This is a genomic window from Limosilactobacillus reuteri subsp. simiae (assembly GCF_020784875.1).
GTDB classification, from domain to species: Bacteria; Bacillota; Bacilli; order Lactobacillales; family Lactobacillaceae; genus Limosilactobacillus; species Limosilactobacillus reuteri_H.
Window position 1 is genome coordinate 103478 of sequence record NZ_JAJGUI010000109.1, and the last position, 17276, is coordinate 120753.

General features: G+C 38.7%; 14 protein-coding genes. 11 read left to right on the forward strand and 3 right to left on the reverse strand.

What is annotated here, in order from left to right; all coding sequences use genetic code 11:
• The first annotated feature begins 4 nt into the window (after positions 1–4).
• The 7 genes from pstC to LMC10_RS07520 all read left to right on the forward strand — a co-directional run bounded on the left by pstC (position 5) and on the right by LMC10_RS07520 (position 7913).
• On the forward strand, positions 5–904 hold the full coding sequence (pstC, locus tag LMC10_RS07490; RefSeq protein ID WP_229269366.1) for a phosphate ABC transporter permease subunit PstC: 900 nt from the start codon (positions 5–7) through the stop codon (positions 902–904).
• The gene (gene pstA / locus LMC10_RS07495) at positions 904–1785 is read left to right on the forward strand and encodes a phosphate ABC transporter permease PstA (protein ID WP_229269367.1); all 882 of its coding nucleotides are present in this window, start codon (positions 904–906) and stop codon (positions 1783–1785) included. The genes pstC and pstA overlap by 1 nt, the downstream gene beginning before the upstream one ends.
• Before the next feature lie 10 nt (positions 1786–1795).
• Positions 1796–2551, forward strand: coding sequence for a phosphate ABC transporter ATP-binding protein PstB (gene pstB, locus LMC10_RS07500; protein ID WP_003664719.1), 756 nt, complete (start codon positions 1796–1798; stop codon positions 2549–2551).
• Between the two features lie 10 nt (positions 2552–2561).
• A complete protein-coding gene (gene phoU, locus LMC10_RS07505; protein ID WP_003664717.1) occupies positions 2562–3266 on the forward strand; it encodes a phosphate signaling complex protein PhoU in 705 nt (234 codons plus the stop codon).
• A 1179-nt stretch (positions 3267–4445) separates the two neighbouring features.
• Positions 4446–5309, forward strand: coding sequence for a hypothetical protein (locus LMC10_RS07510; RefSeq protein WP_229269368.1), 864 nt, complete (start codon positions 4446–4448; stop codon positions 5307–5309).
• Positions 5310–5451: 142 nt separating this feature from the next.
• On the forward strand, positions 5452–6759 hold the full coding sequence (locus LMC10_RS07515) for a glycosyltransferase family 2 protein (protein ID WP_229269369.1): 1308 nt from the start codon (positions 5452–5454) through the stop codon (positions 6757–6759).
• A gap of 14 nt (positions 6760–6773) precedes the next feature.
• Entirely contained in the window at positions 6774–7913 is a 1140-nt protein-coding gene (locus LMC10_RS07520; RefSeq protein ID WP_229269370.1) for a glycosyl hydrolase family 8, read from the forward strand.
• Here the strand turns inward: LMC10_RS07520 and LMC10_RS07525 are convergent.
• Positions 7910–8671: an NADPH-dependent oxidoreductase gene (locus tag LMC10_RS07525; protein ID WP_229269371.1), complete on the reverse strand. Its 762-nt coding sequence runs from the start codon at positions 8669–8671 to the stop codon at positions 7910–7912. The genes LMC10_RS07520 and LMC10_RS07525 overlap by 4 nt on opposite strands.
• Before the next feature lie 77 nt (positions 8672–8748).
• Positions 8749–10521: an oleate hydratase gene (locus LMC10_RS07530; protein ID WP_228341998.1), complete on the reverse strand. Its 1773-nt coding sequence runs from the start codon at positions 10519–10521 to the stop codon at positions 8749–8751.
• A 154-nt stretch (positions 10522–10675) separates the two neighbouring features.
• Between LMC10_RS07530 and LMC10_RS07535 the strand changes: the two genes are divergently transcribed.
• From LMC10_RS07535 to LMC10_RS07545, 3 genes are read left to right on the forward strand one after another with little or no spacing between them, the layout of a single operon-like run.
• Positions 10676–12019 (forward strand): TrkH family potassium uptake protein, encoded by a 1344-nt coding sequence (locus LMC10_RS07535; RefSeq protein WP_229269372.1) that lies wholly within the window; start codon positions 10676–10678, stop codon positions 12017–12019.
• Positions 12012–12680 (forward strand): potassium channel family protein, encoded by a 669-nt coding sequence (locus LMC10_RS07540; RefSeq protein ID WP_113897276.1) that lies wholly within the window; start codon positions 12012–12014, stop codon positions 12678–12680. The genes LMC10_RS07535 and LMC10_RS07540 overlap by 8 nt, the downstream gene beginning before the upstream one ends.
• A 17-nt stretch (positions 12681–12697) precedes the next feature.
• Complete coding sequence (locus LMC10_RS07545) at positions 12698–13243, forward strand: class I SAM-dependent methyltransferase (protein ID WP_229269373.1); 546 nt, start codon at positions 12698–12700, stop codon at positions 13241–13243.
• 380 nt (positions 13244–13623) lie between these two features.
• On the opposite strand, the gene LMC10_RS07550 is transcribed toward LMC10_RS07545, so the two are convergent.
• Positions 13624–13971, reverse strand: a complete 348-nt coding sequence (locus tag LMC10_RS07550) for a helix-turn-helix domain-containing protein (RefSeq protein WP_003664699.1) — start codon at positions 13969–13971, stop codon at positions 13624–13626.
• A gap of 191 nt (positions 13972–14162) precedes the next feature.
• Between LMC10_RS07550 and LMC10_RS07555 the strand changes: the two genes are divergently transcribed.
• A complete protein-coding gene (locus LMC10_RS07555; RefSeq protein ID WP_229269374.1) occupies positions 14163–17273 on the forward strand; it encodes an SEC10/PgrA surface exclusion domain-containing protein in 3111 nt (1036 codons plus the stop codon).
• Positions 17274–17276 lie beyond the last annotated feature (3 nt).

The following is a 17276-nucleotide window of genomic DNA, read 5'->3' on the forward strand; positions in this document are numbered from 1 at the left end:
TACGATGGAAGACTTACGACAACGTTTGACACAGCCCTCTGTTGAAAGTAAGCAGGAAACCTCAGGAAAAGTAATTAGCTATCTTGCAATTACTTTAATTGGGGGACTAGTGGCAACGATCTTAATCTTTTTAACTTGGAAAGGAATTGCTCTTTTTACTGGCAATCACTATTCATTGTGGGAATTTCTAAGTGGGATTAAATGGCGACCAAGTGATCATGTATTCGGGGCTTTACCGATGATCGCTACTTCTTTTAGCGTTACTCTTTTGTCAGGAATAATTGCTTTGCCGCTTGCCTTAGTAGTTGCTATTGCAATCACAGAGATTTTGCCATCAACTGCATATAAGTTTCTCCAACCGACCATCGAATTATTAGTCGGAATTCCATCCGTGGTATATGGATATGTCGGCTTAACAGTAATCGTTCCCTTCCTACGGCGCTTTTTCGGCGGCACTGGCTTTGGGATTCTCGCTGCTACTTGTGTATTATTTTTGATGATTTTACCAACAATGACCTCGATGACAATTGATAGTTTTAGGACAGTACCTAAACAATATCGCAATGCGTCTGCGGGGCTGGGGGCAACTCGCTGGCAAACGATTTCGCGGGTGATTATTCCGAGTGCCAAAAGCGGGATTTTAACCGCAATGGTATTTGGGATGGCCCGGGCATTTGGTGAAGCCTTAGCCGTTCAAATGGTAATTGGAAACACGACGGTAATGCCGACGGGATTGATGCATTCGGCGGCAACCTTGACTAGTGTTTTGACTACCGGAATTGGAAACACAGTCATGGGGACGATCTCAAACAATGCGCTCTGGTCCTTAGCTTTAATTCTGTTAGTAATGTCCTTGGCCTTCAATCTTTTAATGCGGCTCGTTAGCCGGAAAGGGGTAAAATAATGCGTCCAGAAAAAGCAGATCGGTTGGCAACCGTGATTATTTTAACTTTAACCGGTTTAGTAGGGTTAGTTTTATTTGCCTTGTTAGCGTATTTATTACTATCAGGAATTCCCCATATTTCTTGGCATTTCTTAACGTCAAGCGCTGAATCGTTTAGAAGTGGTGGGGGAATTCGTGATCAATTGTTTAATTCTCTTTACCTGGTTGTTTTAACATTAATCGTTTCGATTCCTTTAGCATTGTGTGCTGCCATTTATTTAAGCGAATACGCACCAGATAATCGATGGACAAACTTATTACGCTTGGCAATTGAAGTTTTAAGTTCATTGCCATCAGTGGTAGTGGGATTATTTGGTTACTTAGTCTTTGTTTTGCAATGGGGGTTAGACTTCTCCTTACTTGCTGGGGCATTGGCCTTAACAATTTTGAACTTGCCAATTTTAACGCGGGCATGTGAAGACGCCCTTCGCCAAGTTCCTTACCTTCAACGCCAGGCCGGATTGGGATTAGGAATGTCAAAGTGGCGAGTAACAACTAAAATTGTTTTACCAGCTGCTTTACCGGGAATTATTACCGGAGCGATCCTAAGTGCTGGCCGTATTTTTGGGGAAGCTGCTGCCTTAATCTACACGGCCGGGCAGAGTTCACCGGCAATTAGCTATACCGATTGGAACCCATTTAGTCCTACCAGTTTCTTAAATCCATTACGACCAGCCGAAACTTTAGCTGTCCATATCTGGAAAGTTAACAGTGAAGGACTGGTTCCAGATGCCCGTGCTGTTTCAAATGGTTCAGTAGCGGTTTTGATTCTAACAATTTTAATCTTTAACCTACTAGCTAGATATATTGGTTATTTAATTAAGCGACGACTTGCAAAGTGAGGATAAAAGAATGGAAAATTCAGTTGCTCTTGAAGTGAAAAATTTACAAGTATTATATGGTGATAAACACGTTGTTCATGACGTTTCAATGAAATTTCCGGCCAACAAGATTACGGCAATGATTGGGGCTTCTGGTTCAGGAAAGTCAACATTGTTACGAAGCCTTAACCGGATGAACGATGATTTAGCAACGGTCAAAGGTGAAATTAATTTTCATGACTTGAATATTAACCAGCCTAAAGTTAATGTTTACCGGATTCGTCAACAAATTGGAATGGTCTTCCAGCAACCGACACCTTTCCCATTATCAATCTACGAGAATGTTATTTATGGATTACGTCTTGCCGGAGTAAAGGACCGGCAAATTCTTGATCAACGAGTAGAGGAGAGTTTGCGCCAGGCCGCTTTGTGGGAAGAAGTCAAAGATCACTTAAAAGAAAGTGCCCTCGCCTTATCAGGTGGACAGCAACAACGACTTTGTATTGCGCGGACGCTTGCAGTTCAACCAGAAATTATCTTGATGGATGAACCGACAAGTGCCCTTGACCCGGTTTCGACTTCGCAAATTGAAGATACTTTAGTACAATTAAAAGAGAAATTTACGATTATTATGGTTACCCATAATATGCAGCAAGCATCACGTTCGGCCGATTGGACAGCTTTTATGCACCAAGGAAAATTAATTGAATTTAACCAGACGGCGGATATTTTTATGAATCCTCAACAACAACAAACGGCGGATTACCTTAGCGGAAAATTTGGTTAGGAGTGAAAACATGGGAGCAATTTTTGATGATGAATTAAAACGGCTGCGGAGCCACTTCATGGAAATGGGAATCGACGCTAGTGAGCAGATTTATCAAGCAACAAAGGCCTTTACGGATCATGATGCAGACTTAGCGGATAAGGTTTTAACAACTGATACAAAGATTAACGATGAAGAAATTCATTTGGAAAAACAGGCGTTGAAGCTAATGGCATTACAAAATCCGGTTGCAACAGACTTTCGGAAAATTATTAGTATCTTAAAAGCTAGTACTGATATTGAAAGATTGGGCGACTATTCTACCCATATTGCCCGCGCAGCGATTACTTTAAGTAAATTTGAACATCATGAAGACATCGAACAGCCAATTGAACAGATGATGATGATTGTTCGCAAGATGCTTGAACGAATCCTCGATGCTTATGTTTATACTGATGAGCAAGTTGCCTATGAGGTTGCCAACGAGGACTTGAAAGTTGATTTACTTTATGTAAAATTACAAAAAGAAATCATGAAAGCACTGGTTAAAGGTGGCGAAGATGTAAAAGCCTATGAAAGTTATTTAGCTGTTCTCCGAAATTTAGAGCGCGCTGGCGATCATATTGTTAACTTAGCCGAATGGATTATTTACAGTGGTTCGGGAAAACTAGTTGAATTGAATCCCGGTAAGGCTGATCCAACGTTAGTCCGGCGAAAATTAACAGGAAATCAGTAATTAAATTAAAAAGCAATCTCAGGGTCAAAGGATGACAGTGAGGTTGCTTTTTGATTAGAAAGCTTAAATATAGAGATTGCTTTGTAACTGTGTATTAATGAATATTCTATTTTTGGATCAAACAACAGCGCTTCTAAGAATAATGAGAAACGCAAAAAGAGAATTACTTAGTTAAAAGTATTAGTGATATGATTCCAAGCGATTTAATCGTTTTGATAAAGGAAGAAAAGTAGCTATAAAGTAAATTAAATAACTCAAATGATACCACTAAACTTAACTAACAAAGTAAAAACTTCTGCTCCTTTCTATAAAGTTTGATAAATAAAATCCAATGAAACAATAGCTTATAAATAGCCATAAAATCATCGCTGCTGACCAATGGGGTGTGATCAGGAATAATAAATTCATTTCTTTTAAATAAATTTATCGAAATTTATTTATCACCCTTATATTAGCCTTTTTTTTTTTTTTCAACACCAATTACATAAAAATATTTATTTTTCTAAATTATAATATAATGAGGTGGATATAATGAAAATTATTAGAAGAAATCAATGATATTGTTTATCAAATGCCGGAAAGAATTTTAATCTGATAAAGACAAGGTAATTTATTATTTCTAGGTTTATGTGGGAAACACGTGATATTGTGATGATAATCACTGCTTGTGCATTAGGCGAACGCTAGATAAATAAGAGTTTTTTGCGAAAAACATTTAATCATCCTAAAGATTAGTTAACATTTTCACAACAGGTGTGATATAATACTTACAAACAAGAAATCCACTTGTTTATTTAAGTTAGATAAAAGACTCTTCATTGAAACAAAGCATCCCTTTATCCAATTAACATCAACAACATTATGTTTCATCGATGAGTTTACTAAGTTAAAAGCCTGATTTTTCCTGCACAGTTAAATCAGGCTTTTGTGTTTGCCTTAATTATTGTAGTTTTGCTTATCAACGTACAAAAATAAAACATATCTTATATGAATGTCTATAAATTTAAATATAGCAAAAAGTTATTTTTTGCAGGCAAATTTACCTGTTATAAAATGATAATTGTTTTCACAAATAAAGCGTAATCCCTTATTTATCAAGCTTTTAAACTAGTGAAATGCTGAAAAAGGTGTGCTAAGATATTAGCTGCTAATTTATAAGAAGAAGGGGAGAACATTCTTATGATTCGGCGACATGTTGTAGAATCGGGACTTATTGCGCTTTGTGTAATATTGACTGCAATCGTGTTAATGATGTGGTGGGCATCCCAATACGCCCATTTTATTACAACGGCCATGATGATTATGATCATTTTGGGCTTAATGGTAGGGAGCTTAGTACCAAATATCATTTTAACCTGGCTTGCAATCGGCTTAACAACGATTGGTAGTGCCATTTTATTGCTAGGTTATGTGGTAATGGATAATTCGATCAAAATAATGCTACTGTTTGCCTTTCCAATTACCGCAAGTTTGGCGTATTTCAGTCGGTACATTATTGGTGAGTGGGGATGGCTTGACCGTAATCGCGCAGAGATAGAAAGCTATGCGACCCACTATAATCAAATAGTAAAACTTCAGACGGCATATAATGCTAATAAGATTTATGAAAAGGAACTTCAATTCATTATTAAAGAACAAATTGCTGATTTGTGGATTGATGTTACAGCGATTCACTGGGTTCATAATCACCAAATACGGCAATTTCATCATAATGATTACAACTATGCTCTTCAGCAAATTGCGAAAGTCTTAAAACGGCGACGATTACCATCTGAAGCCTTGTACTATTTAGAAGATGGTACTTTTTTAATTTTGTCATATCATTTACCAGATATTACATTCGCTTATCAGAACCAAAGCACGCGTGCAGGACTTGATGAATTACAAATTAATAATTCAAAACCTCAATTTAAATGGGGACATTTGAAGGTTGATAACATCAATGCGACTTCATTTAAGAATCTGGAAAGTGTAATGCGTCATATTGAAAGAGATATGGAAACAGACCTTGTCGTTGAGTACCTAAGAGGGGTTCAGAGATAATGGTAAGGATTTTCTTTTGGTTGGCGCTCGTGATTACCCTGATCTTTTTTGTTCAGGCATTAATATTTGCGGTTCTTCAGTGGGTGATTTATTTTCGCGTTGAACAGACAACACTAAATGTAAAAAGGGAAAGGAAAAAGCAATGACCGAGTTTGTAATGATTATGACCCTGATCTCAATTTGGAGTTCGCTATTAATGTCATCTATTACATTAGGTGGGGCAGTTCACTTTTGGCTTGAGCATAGTAGAAAAATTGTGGATATTGTCCCATTAAAACGATATCCATTAATTACGATTGTCGTTCCCGCTCATAACGAAGAAGTAGTTATTGCGCAGACGACCCAAGCAATCCTTGAATTAAACTATCCAGCAGATAAGGTCGAATTATTAATCTTTGCGGATAATTGCAATGATCAAACTGCTCAACGGGCCCGAACAGTGTTACAGCTTCCAAAATATGAGAAAAGAAAAGCAAAGGTAATAGAACGTCATGGTAGCGGAGGGAAGGCCGGTGTCTTAAACGATGCCCTTAAAATGGCTCATGGTGAATATATTGGTGTTTACGATGCCGATGCAATGCCGGAAAAAAACGCCCTCTATTTCTTAGTACGAAAAATCCTCGAAAATCCAACACGGTACGTTGCAGCATTTGGCCGGAATAAGACACGCAATGCCGAGCAAAACTTTTTAACGAAGTGCATTAATCAAGAAATTGTTGTTACCCAACGGATCCAGCACTGTGCAATTTGGCATTTATTTAAAATTGGCCGGATCCCAGGAACTAACTTTATCATTCAAAGTAAATATGTCCGTTCAATCGGGGGCTGGGCAAATGGAGCCTTAACAGAAGATACTGATATTTCATTTAAGATTATGCAAAGCGGCAAACTAATCGCGTTAGCTTATAATTCGGAAGCTTTTCAACAGGAGCCAGAACGTCTGCATGATTATTACTATCAGCGTTTACGGTGGGCAAAGGGAAACTACCAAGTTGTCCTTAAAAATTTCAAGTACCTCTTTAGAAGGAGTAATTGGCGAGTAAAGTTAGAAACTTTTTATTATTCCTGTACTTTTTTCTGGTTTAATGCGGCAATCGTCCTTTCTGATGCAATCTTTTTAGCGAATGTAGGCTTTTGGATTGTTCATCTTTTCGATCCACAGGTAATAATTCCCTTTACATTCGGGGAAAGTAACATCCTAATCGCCCAACTTTTACTTTTTAATTGGTTATTAATGATAATCTTGTATATTTTACAAATTACAACAGCAGCAGCTACGCAATTTGGGCAAGCGACGAATAAACAAATCTGGTTGGCGCTTGCTTCATACTTTACCTATTCGCAATTATTTATAATTGTTTCGATTCATGCGGTAATCTCCGTAGCACTTGATCGACTATTACGGCGTGACGGGACAAAATGGGTAAAGACTAAGCGGTTTGCTGACTAATAAGGGGATTAGTTATGAAACGTCCAGTATATATTTGGCTTCTTACGCTCGTTGTTGCGGTTATTTATATTGCAACGCTCGCGTTTGTAAGAATAAAGAATCCTGAACATATTCAATACGAAGCTTATCGGCGGTGGCAGGCAGCGTATTTAGTCCGTAAAAATAATAAGCAAACATTTGTTAATACCAGCAACGATCAAAAACATCCTGTTGCATTATCGGAAGGACAAGGCTACGGGCTGCAAGTAGTATCTCGCGCTGCTGAAAAGGGCTGGGCAAGTGAAAATGACTTTGATAAGTTGCTTAACTATTACCTTGCACATCGCGATTATGTTGGTAAACACCATGACCAGCTAACTTACTTAATGTCCTGGCGTCAGTCTTATAATAAAGAAAGTCAATGGGTCGATGATCGTAATAGTGCGACTGATGGTGATCTTTACATTGCTGCGGCGCTTCACCGGGCTGCAAAAGTTTGGCCACAAAAGGCACCTTATTATCGTAAGCTAGAGCAACAGATTGCCACTGATATCTTGAAATATGAATATAACCCAACCACGCACATGCTAACAGTGGGTGATTGGGTTACGAAGGATTCTAAGTTTTATTATTTATTGCGAACCTCTGATGTAATGCCGACAATTTTTGATCATTTATACGATCGTACTCACGATTCAAGGTGGCAGATGATCAAAAATAATATGCTTGACCGGCTGACTGCATTAAGTAAACAGCACCAAACAGGACTAGTACCTGACTTTGCCTGGGCTCGGCCAGGGAGTACCAAGCCGGTGGGACCGAATACGGTTGCTGGAAAATATGATGGAGACTATAGTGCCAATGCTTGTCGGGTTCCAATGATGTTGGCAAAAAGCAATGATCCACGGGCTCAGAAAGTCTTAAATAAAATGATGAGGTTCTTCAGTGAACAGTATTATATTACGGCTGTCTATTCATTAAACGGTCACCGATTGGTTAAATATCAATCAAATAGTTTCAGTGCGCCGATTTTTTATACGGTCAGCTGCAATCGTAATGAAGGGTATGATAATCTGTTTGCTAGTCAGAAACACATTTTCAGTAAACCCTTAACAGAGAAGAATTATTATGATGCGACCTTAACGACATTAGCTGCTCTCGAGGGGATGAACTAATCAATTCCTTCATCAGTGCAAAGGCCTTGTTGATGTAACACCTTCATAATTTCATCGCGCTTGGTATAGTGACGATCGAGTTTGGCCCCCGCAATCTGGTTGGTGAAGGAATCGATTCGTCGGTTGGCATCACGAAGGTCATAGTAGGTAGTAACTTCTTGATCATAATCGCTTAAGTCACTAAGCTTGATCTCTTTCGGATAGTCATTATCAAATGCGATGAATTTTAATGGCAGGCGGGGTTTTAGTTGAGGTTCTTGGTCAGGTACACCGATTTGTAAGCCTAAAACCGGGAAGGTCATTTTAGGAAGATTAAGGACTTCGATGATTTTTTGCGGATCATTTTTTATTGAACCAAGGGGAACGACGCCAAGGCCCATACTCTCGGCAGCAGTAATCACGTTTTGGGCAGCCATGATTGCATCATCAAGGCCTTGGAAGAAAATATCAGCGGTATGTAAACGGCCATCATCCTTGCCCTTTTGCTGCCGTATTTGTTGGTTACGATAAAGGTCAACTAACAAAATGAACAGGTCACCATTTGCGCCGACATACGGTTGCTTGCTAATTTCTCTTATTGCAGCCCGTTTATCAGGATCAGTAATGTGCATAATTGACATCTGCTGCATAAACATACTAGTTGGCGTCTGACTAGCAACAGAGTAAAGAGTATTCAATTGTTCTGCTGAAAGGTTGGTGGGCTTAAATGCCCGAATTGTACGATGGTTTAATTGGTGCTTAATCGTTTCATTGGTCATAAAAAAGACTCCTTTATATTAAATTGAAGGGAGTGGGACAAAAGTAGAGATACCTAATGCCTCACTCCCTTAGTTTTTTAAAGTAAATGTTGTTCTTCCATTAATTCGCCAATCCAGTTCTTCTTGATTTTCTTGAGCAGTGGTTTCTCAACAATCTTTGGAATTGGAAGATCCATTTCTTCAAGCGGCTTTTTATCGTTCATATAGTACATTGCCCGCATCAATTCGCGAATATCATAGATCGAATTAAAGACTTCTGGTACTCCGCGATCAACGTTGAGGAGACTATAAACAGCTTCCATCGCCGTCCGGACTGAATATTCAGTTGTAAAGACGGTATCCCGAGTTGGTGATTCGGCAAAGTTACCAATGAAAGCCAAGTTAGCTGACCCCTCAGGAACAACATCAGGACGATCGCCTTTTACCCGCGGCATAAAGTAGCTAGTGACGAATGGCATATAAACAGGGACAGTATTAACCGACTCTTCTTTTGCTAAATCGTCAATTAAAGCTTCTGGAACACCGAGATGGTAGAGCCATTCTTTAGTTATTTCTTCCCCAGTACAATCAACAATTCGTTTCTTGATATAATTACCTTCTGTGTCAGAATAGAGACCATAGATCCACACAATGGTTTCATTTGGCTTTTGACTCTTAAAATGAGGTTGCCGGTGGATGGTCCAACTCATCATCCAATTAGAATCAGTGACGGTGATAATTCCACCAGTGTTTACCTTTCCATCATGAAGGTCACGCTTAGTTAGTCGTTCAATGTACGGTTCAATTTGTGGATTCTTAACGGTCGCAGTTGCAGAAATGAACCAACTGCGGTTAGGGATGTTTTTACAAAAGACATCTGGATGACCGAATGCTGGTGATTGTTTGGCAATGTTTTCCCATAACTTCCAGCTGCCGCCAAGAGCTCGAGTTGGTTGCGCTACTTGGTGATGACTTCCATAATTTGAACTTTCCGTGATTGAACCATTAGTAACAAATACCAGATCATCGTCAGTTAAGTTGATCGTTTTATCTTCGCCGCCTTGCTTAAGAATAATCTTTTTAGCGTGCTTTTCACCATTCTTAGTATCAACCAAGACGTTTTGGACTTGTGTATCATATTCAAATTTAACGCCATGATCTTTAAGGTATGCAAGCAATGGTTTGGTCATTGATTCATACTGGTTGTACTTATTGAATTTAAGAGCAGTAAAGTCAGGTAAACCGTCAATATGGTGGATAAATCGCATTGCGTACCGCCGCATTTCTGCTAACGAATGCCACTTTTCAAAGGCAAACATGGTTGACCAATAAATCCAGAAGTTACTCTTGAAGAAGTCCTCAGAGAAGTAATCACCGATTGTTAAGTCGCCGAGCTGGTCTTCAGGTGTAAGGATCAGTTTCATCAATTCCTTAGTTGACTTACCGAGAAGATACTTGCCGTCAGTGGGAACCTCATTGCCCCGTTTATAAGTTAGGCGACAATTTGAACTATTTGGATCATCCTTATCTAGCCAATAGTATTCGTCAAGATAAGATGCGCCAGGGATTTCCAAGGATGGAATTGAACGATACAGATCCCACATACATTCAAAGTGGTTTTCCATTTCGCGGCCACCACGAGTGACAAAGCCAACATCGGGGCGGTCTTGACCATCTAAGGAACCACCAGCGATTGGTAACTCTTCAAAAATATGGATATTTTCGCCTGGCATTTGGGCGTCACGAATCAAGAAAACAGCCGCAGAAAGACCTGCTAAACCGGCGCCAACAATATAAGCATGTTTTTGATCTACTCCCGCCGGTTTACGGGGACGAGCAAATGCTTCATAATTTCCGTTTGAATAGTACATAAAAGGATCTCCTTTCAGGAAAAGCAATCGGGCAATCTACAATTATATTGTAGCGCTTTCTCAAGATGATTTCCCGGGAAATAAAATAATGGTTTAGAATTTAACAAAAACGCTTATAATTAGTTGAGTAATATTAATACGAGGAAGGATAAAAGTGATTGAAATAAATAAACATAAATATACATTTCCCAAAATTTTGACATTTGGGTTCTTGATTGTGATTTTTATGGGAACAATCTTGCTTTCTTTGCCGTTTGCGACACGACCAGGAGAAACGACAAATTTTATGACTGCTTTCTTCACTTCAACGAGTGCAACCTGCGTAACTGGATTAACTCTCGTGAGTACAGCTCATCACTGGACATTATTTGGTCAGATTGTAATTGCGATCTTGATGGAAGTAGGTGGATTGGGGTTTATGACATTCGCGGTCATGATGTCACTTTTGGTGCGGCAGCGAATGAGGATGTCGACACGATTGCTAACCCAAGAAGCACTTAATCTTGACCACTTATCTCAATTGAACGTGGTTTACCTTATTATTCGGCTTTCGTTACTTATCCAATTAGCGGGTGGAATATTTTTATTTTTTGACTTTTATCCGCGTTATGGACTCAGCAAGGGAATATGGTTTAGTATTTTTCACTCAATCTCAGCCTTTTGTAATGCCGGTTTTGACTTGTTTGATAATAGTATGGCAAACTATGCTAATGACCCTTATATGTTATGTGTGCTTGCTGTTTTGATTATTGCTGGATCATTAGGATTCTTAGTATGGAAAGACATCCTCAATTATCCAAAATATCACCGGCTATCGTTACATACGCAGTTAGCATTACGAACTGGGGCAGTGTTATTCATTGTTTCTGTGATTGTTTACTTTATTACTGAGAAAAACTTAGCGCAATTAAGTGATAAATTAAGCTTTTCCAACCGTATTCTCAATACCATCTTTATGGCAATCACTCCACGAACTGCTGGTTTAATTACTTTTCCTTATACTGATTTAAGCGCTGCCGGCCTCGCGTTTACTGTTATTTTGATGTTTATCGGAGGAACGCCGGGGTCAACTGCTGGGGGTGTTAAAACCACAACAATCGGTCTATTGACGATTCAGAGTTTTGCAACCCTGCGTGGTCAACGGGATACGACTTTTGCCCATCGACGTTTTACCCAAGAAAATATTTATCGTGCTTTGACATTACTGTTTGTTGCTTTATTTATTTTGCTTGTATCAATTTTAGTCCTTGCTGAAACACAGGATTTGCCAGAACATGATTCGTTAGCGTATGTTACCTTTGAGGCGGTGGCGGCCTTTGGTACTACCGGGATTTCATTAGGGATTACAACTAACCTTAACCTGTTGGGGCAACTGATTATTATGTTTTTGATGTTTGTCGGCCGGGTCGGAATTTATACTGTAATGTTCTCAATCCTAAATGCAAGTACAGCAGCGAAGAATTATCGTTATCCAGAGGAGAGTGTGTTAATTGGCTAAAAAAGAAAGTTATGCTGTTATTGGAATTGGACAATTTGGGGCCTCAATATGTGAAGCTTTAGTTCAGGCTGGTCAAGAAGTATTGGCGATTGATTCTAGTGAAGAAGTGGTAAATGAATTTGCGGGGTCAGTTATGCGGGCGGTAATTGCGGACGCGCAAGATGAGGATGCTCTGCGTGACCTTGATATCGGTAGTTTTGACCATGTTTATATTTCAATTGGAAAAAATGTTGAGGCAAGTATCATGGCCACGCTAATTGCTAAAGAACTCGGGGCACCAGATGTAATTTGTCGGGCTGAAAATGTTAATCATGCGCGCGTTTTGGAACGAATTGGCGCTGATATGGTTGTTCGTCCAGAGCATGATTTAGCTAAGCGACTTATTTTTCAACAACTTAATCCAAGCGTCATCGATTATGTCACCTTAAGTAAGGAAATAACTTTGGCGGAAGTAAATATTAATAATCCAAAGTTCTTCAATAAGACTTTAGACGAACTGGATTTTCGTAATCGTTATAATGTCAATGTGATTATCATTGTTAGTAAGGATGATGAAGTTAATCAAATGCCGCAAGCTAATGATGTTATTCAACCCCACGATAAAATTACAGTTGTTGGGAATTTGAAGGATATTCGTAAATTAAACGATATTGTTAGTTAAATAATGGGTGAAGAGAATTGATAGTCGTTATTGGGATCGTAGTTGTTATAGTTGTTGGAATTATTGGATGGTTGATCTGGCAAAGGCAACAGGTCTGGAAAAAGATAAGTACTGATTTATCGATACGCGGGGATGTTCAAATCCTTGATATGAGCATTGGCAACGGAAAAACGTTTATTAACCTTGCCAAGCAATTGACTGCTCCCGGCAAAATTATGGGAATAGTTAAAAATGAAAAGCAAGCACAGCAAGTGAAAGAACTGATCAAAGAAGAGGCAGTAGCTGATCGCGCGAAAGTAGAATTGACTGATAACACTAATTTGCCTTTCACTGATCATCAGTTTGACTATGTTTTGATTAGCAATTTACAGCAGGTGAAACCAGCAATTACGCAAGGACGTGTTTTGCAAGAGGCGATAAGGGTCCTCGCTTTCAAGGGAACCATCGTGATTACTGCTACTACTGTACAACGCTATCGTCAACTACTGGAATATTATCGGTTTAAAGATATTAAAGTTAAACAAATAGGTGGACAGCGCGTGATGATCGCGCGACGAAACTAAAATAAAGAAGCAGGGTTTGAACATAAATACCGTTCAGCCCTGCTTCTTTAATTCAGTTGTAAAATGAGATTGATAAAAGCGTCACACCAAAGATAAAATTTTTTAATATCAAATTACTCTCCCAAAAGTAAATAGTGCCCAGTCTTTTATTGCATCAAAAATTACAACAAAATTTATTATTATCTTACAATATTTGATTGCTTTTTTAAACACTGATAACTGAAAATAAGTTATTCATTAATGATACTATTGATTTCAAGATCCTATAAAAGAAAAATCCGAACTACAATTTCGCAAAAATTGAAAACTGTAGTTCGGATTTTCATATTTTAAAGCGAAGAATTAATAATTAATTTTGGGCCTCATTGGGTACATATTTATTAAGATTCTTTTGTAATTGGAAGTTGTGATTTTAATAGTTTCAGTATGCTTTTCGATAGTTGTTCAGCTTCTTCTCTTGGGTATTGATTGAGAAAAGTTTCTAATTGCTGCTGGTATGGGCCAATATTAGTTGTATAAGTTGTTTCTTCCTTTAATAAATTTTCCATTGGTACATTAAGACCTTTTGCCAACCGATAGAGTGTTTTTGCACTAATGTTTGGTGTAGTGCCACGTTCAATTTTTGAAATGTAATTAACAGACAGATTACTTAATTCTGCTAATTGTTCTTGTGTCATTTTTAACTGATGCCTTCTAGTAGTGATATTTTTTCCTATTGTTTTATTCATTTTTAACCTCTGTATTGCTTTTATTTCAAGCTTACGGAGTAATTTCATTAAAAATAAGTTACAAGTAGACTATATCTTTATGTTCCAACTAGAAAATGTGCTAATTGGAACATAAAGTCTTGTATCAACTGGAATAGCTAGATATAATTTAATTGTTAGTTTTTTTCGGAGTTAGGAGGAGAATATTAATTATGGAAGTAAATACTAAAAAAATTTTAGCAGCAGTGGCTACCATTTCTGTTACTACGGTAACTGCTGGTGTAACTGTTACACAAACTAATGCTCATGCTGATACAGTTGATCAAGCTGCTACTCAAACAACTAACGATCAATTGAAGCAAGCTGAACAAAACGTTGACGTGCAAAAGCAAAATGTTCAATCAGCGACATCAGCTGATAACCAAGCTGCAGATGCAGTCAACAAAGCTCAAGAAGATGTTAATGCTGCTTCAGACGCTACGAACAAAGCTAGTCAAACAGCTACTAGTGATGCTCAAGCAGTTAGTCAAGCAAGTGATGCTGTCAAAACTGCTCAAGATCAATTAAATGCTGCATCACAAGCTGCTGCCAACCGTGATCAAGCGCAAGCAGATCTCGATCAAGCTAAATCTGATCAAGCTGCAATTGCTAATCAAAATGTTAATGGTCAATTAAATTCGGCTGTTAGTGATGCTCAATCAGCAGCTAATAGTGCTTCAGCTGCTCAACAACAAGCATCAGCTGCTAATGATCAAGCTCAAACTGCATTATCAGCTGCTCAAAACAAGTTGAGTGAAGCTGAAAAGGGTGCTGGTCAAAGTGTTACTCAAGCTGATGTTGACGCTGCACAATCAGCTGTAAATGATGCACAAGCACAAAAAAATACTGCTGATCAGCAAGTTAATGCTAAGTCAGCAGCAGTTCAAACTGCGGATTCAAATGTAAGCGCAGCACAAACTGCTGCAGATCAAGCTAATGCTGATCTAAATAATGCTCAACAAAATAGTAATGCTAAGCAACAAGCATTAAGTGAAGCTCAACAAGCTTTAACTAATGCTCAAAAGCAAGGCGGACAAACTTCTGAGACAAGTACTAAGAAGAGTGTCGCAGATATCTTATGGATTCCAGATAACTTTGAAACAGTGATGAAGGGTGCATTTGATAATGGCGCTAAATTAACACAAGCACAAATTGATATGCTCAAGCAACTTTATACTAAGAATGTTAACGCCTTCACTGATAATATGGACAATGTCTTTAGCGACGCTGATTACGACACTACTTATGACTTAAGCGGTCGTTCATACAATGTCACCGATAAGCAAGGTCGTGGTACAAAGGCTGCTGATGAACTTAGCGTATTTGCAGCTGACGTATTAAATGCTTTCCGAACAAAGCTGGGTGTTACTCCAATGACTGTCAATTCAGCATATAATGAGTTAACACAAGTTTCTGTATATAATATTCCTGGTAAATCTGAGATTGGCGGCCTTCATCGGTCTGATTTAATTGGTGTAGGCGGATCTTCAGTTGAATTTGATTACGGTGTAACTCAAGCATATCCAATTTTAAATGAGCCAAATACTTATTCAATGGATCAACTTAAATATAATGTATTCTTGCAATTAATGGATGCAATGTTCCGTGATTACTCAACAGATAATGGACTTATTCAAGGTGACCATGCGGGTACATTACTTGGTCATTTTGGTGGTAATAATCCGTATGCAAAACACCAATATCTTTTAGTGATGCTTAATCCAGAAACTGGTTCATCACTTGCAAATACAGAAACATACGTTGTCAATTTTTCACCTAATGACGAAACCGCAGCTAAATTTAGCCCATATGACTACACTTCTAAGCTTGACAATAACAACGGTTCATCAGCTGATTTAACTGATTTACAAAACAAGGTTGATCAAGCTCGAACTGAATTGCAACAAGCTGAAGCTGCTGTTCAACAAGCTCAAGCTACTAAGACAGCTGCTGATCAAAAGCTAAATGATGCTAAGCAAGCTCAAAGTGATGCCCAAACTCAATTGAATCAAGCTAAGGCTGCTCAAAGTCAAGCTGAACAAGCATTAGATGCTGCTAATCAAAAACTTGCTGATACAAAAGTTGCTCTTGCTGAAGCTCAAAAGAATGCTGCTGATCATACTGCAACAATCAAGAACCTTCAACAACAAGTAGCTGATGCTCAAGCTAAGGCTGCTCAAGCTAAGAAGGCATTAGATGAAGTAAACACTAATGTTCAAACTGCTAATGACAAGTTGAGTCAAGCTCAATCAGCACTTAATGATTGGACTAATGCTAAAAAGGCAGCTGATCAAAAGGTTGCTGACTTGCAAAAGGCGCTTGACAATGCTGATCCTGCAGCTGTTGACGCTGCTCAACAAGCATTGGCTGATGCTCAAGCTAAGTTAAGTGAAGCTGAAACAAAGGCTGATGCTTCTAAGAAGGCTCTTAAAGCTGCACAAGCTAAGTTAGCTGATGCTCAAAAGACATTAGATGAAGCTCAGAGCAAGAAGAGTCAAACTGCTGATGCTTTAGCTAAGGCGCAAAAGGCATTAACTGCTGCTCAAGCTGAACTTGACCGGATTAAGAACAGCCAACCATCAACACCAGATCAACCTCAAACTAAGACTGATGCCGAACAATACGGTGATGCTGTTCAAATGAAGCCAATTGACACGACTGTCGATGGTCAATTACCAGAACCGCAATTTATCAATGGTTTCCATAAAGTCGTTAAGACAACTGATTCAATGCTTGTCCTTAGTGCTACTAAGACTGATGCTGTTAGTCTCCCAGAAGGAACAACGGCAAGCTGGGCTAATGTCAACACTGTTAAGGCTCACTTAGCTAATACTGGTACTTACTACGAAGATGTTCTTGTAACATTCCCAGACGGTTCAACGACAACTGTTAAGGAACAATTGAATGTCACTGCTGCTAAGACTCCAGATCAACCAGTAACTCCAGACAAGCCTACGCAACCATCTAATTCAAACAAAGGTACTGATATAACTCCATCAACATCAACTGATGATCACCGAATGACCACTGATACAACTACACCGTCAACTTCAGCTATTAACCAATTAGCTTCTAATGCTACTGGTACTAATACTGTTGAACCAGTAGCAAATCAAATCGATAGCACTAATGAATATATGACACGGGAAGAATATAAAGCGCAACAAAATGCTAAGAAGTTGCCACAAACTGGTAATGATAGTAATCGAGCACTTAGTTTGGTAGGTTTAGGGCTAGCGACATTTGCGACGATGTTTGGCTTAAGTAAGAAGAGGAATTTCTAGGAA

What these genes read in the sequence shown, in the direction of transcription:
- pstC (WP_229269366.1), top strand. Translation starts at nt 5, where the DNA reads ATGGAAGACTTACGACAACGTTTGACACAGCCCTCTGTTGAAAGTAAG.
- pstA (WP_229269367.1), top strand. Translation starts at nt 904, where the DNA reads ATGCGTCCAGAAAAAGCAGATCGGTTGGCAACCGTGATTATTTTAACT.
- pstB (WP_003664719.1), top strand. Translation starts at nt 1,796, where the DNA reads ATGGAAAATTCAGTTGCTCTTGAAGTGAAAAATTTACAAGTATTATAT.
- phoU (WP_003664717.1), top strand. Translation starts at nt 2,562, where the DNA reads ATGGGAGCAATTTTTGATGATGAATTAAAACGGCTGCGGAGCCACTTC.
- LMC10_RS07510 (WP_229269368.1), top strand. Translation starts at nt 4,446, where the DNA reads ATGATTCGGCGACATGTTGTAGAATCGGGACTTATTGCGCTTTGTGTA.
- LMC10_RS07515 (WP_229269369.1), top strand. Translation starts at nt 5,452, where the DNA reads ATGACCGAGTTTGTAATGATTATGACCCTGATCTCAATTTGGAGTTCG.
- LMC10_RS07520 (WP_229269370.1), top strand. Translation starts at nt 6,774, where the DNA reads ATGAAACGTCCAGTATATATTTGGCTTCTTACGCTCGTTGTTGCGGTT.
- LMC10_RS07525 (WP_229269371.1), bottom strand. Translation starts at nt 8,671, where the DNA reads ATGACCAATGAAACGATTAAGCACCAATTAAACCATCGTACAATTCGG.
- LMC10_RS07530 (WP_228341998.1), bottom strand. Translation starts at nt 10,521, where the DNA reads ATGTACTATTCAAACGGAAATTATGAAGCATTTGCTCGTCCCCGTAAA.
- LMC10_RS07550 (WP_003664699.1), bottom strand. Translation starts at nt 13,971, where the DNA reads ATGAATAAAACAATAGGAAAAAATATCACTACTAGAAGGCATCAGTTA.
- LMC10_RS07555 (WP_229269374.1), top strand. Translation starts at nt 14,163, where the DNA reads ATGGAAGTAAATACTAAAAAAATTTTAGCAGCAGTGGCTACCATTTCT.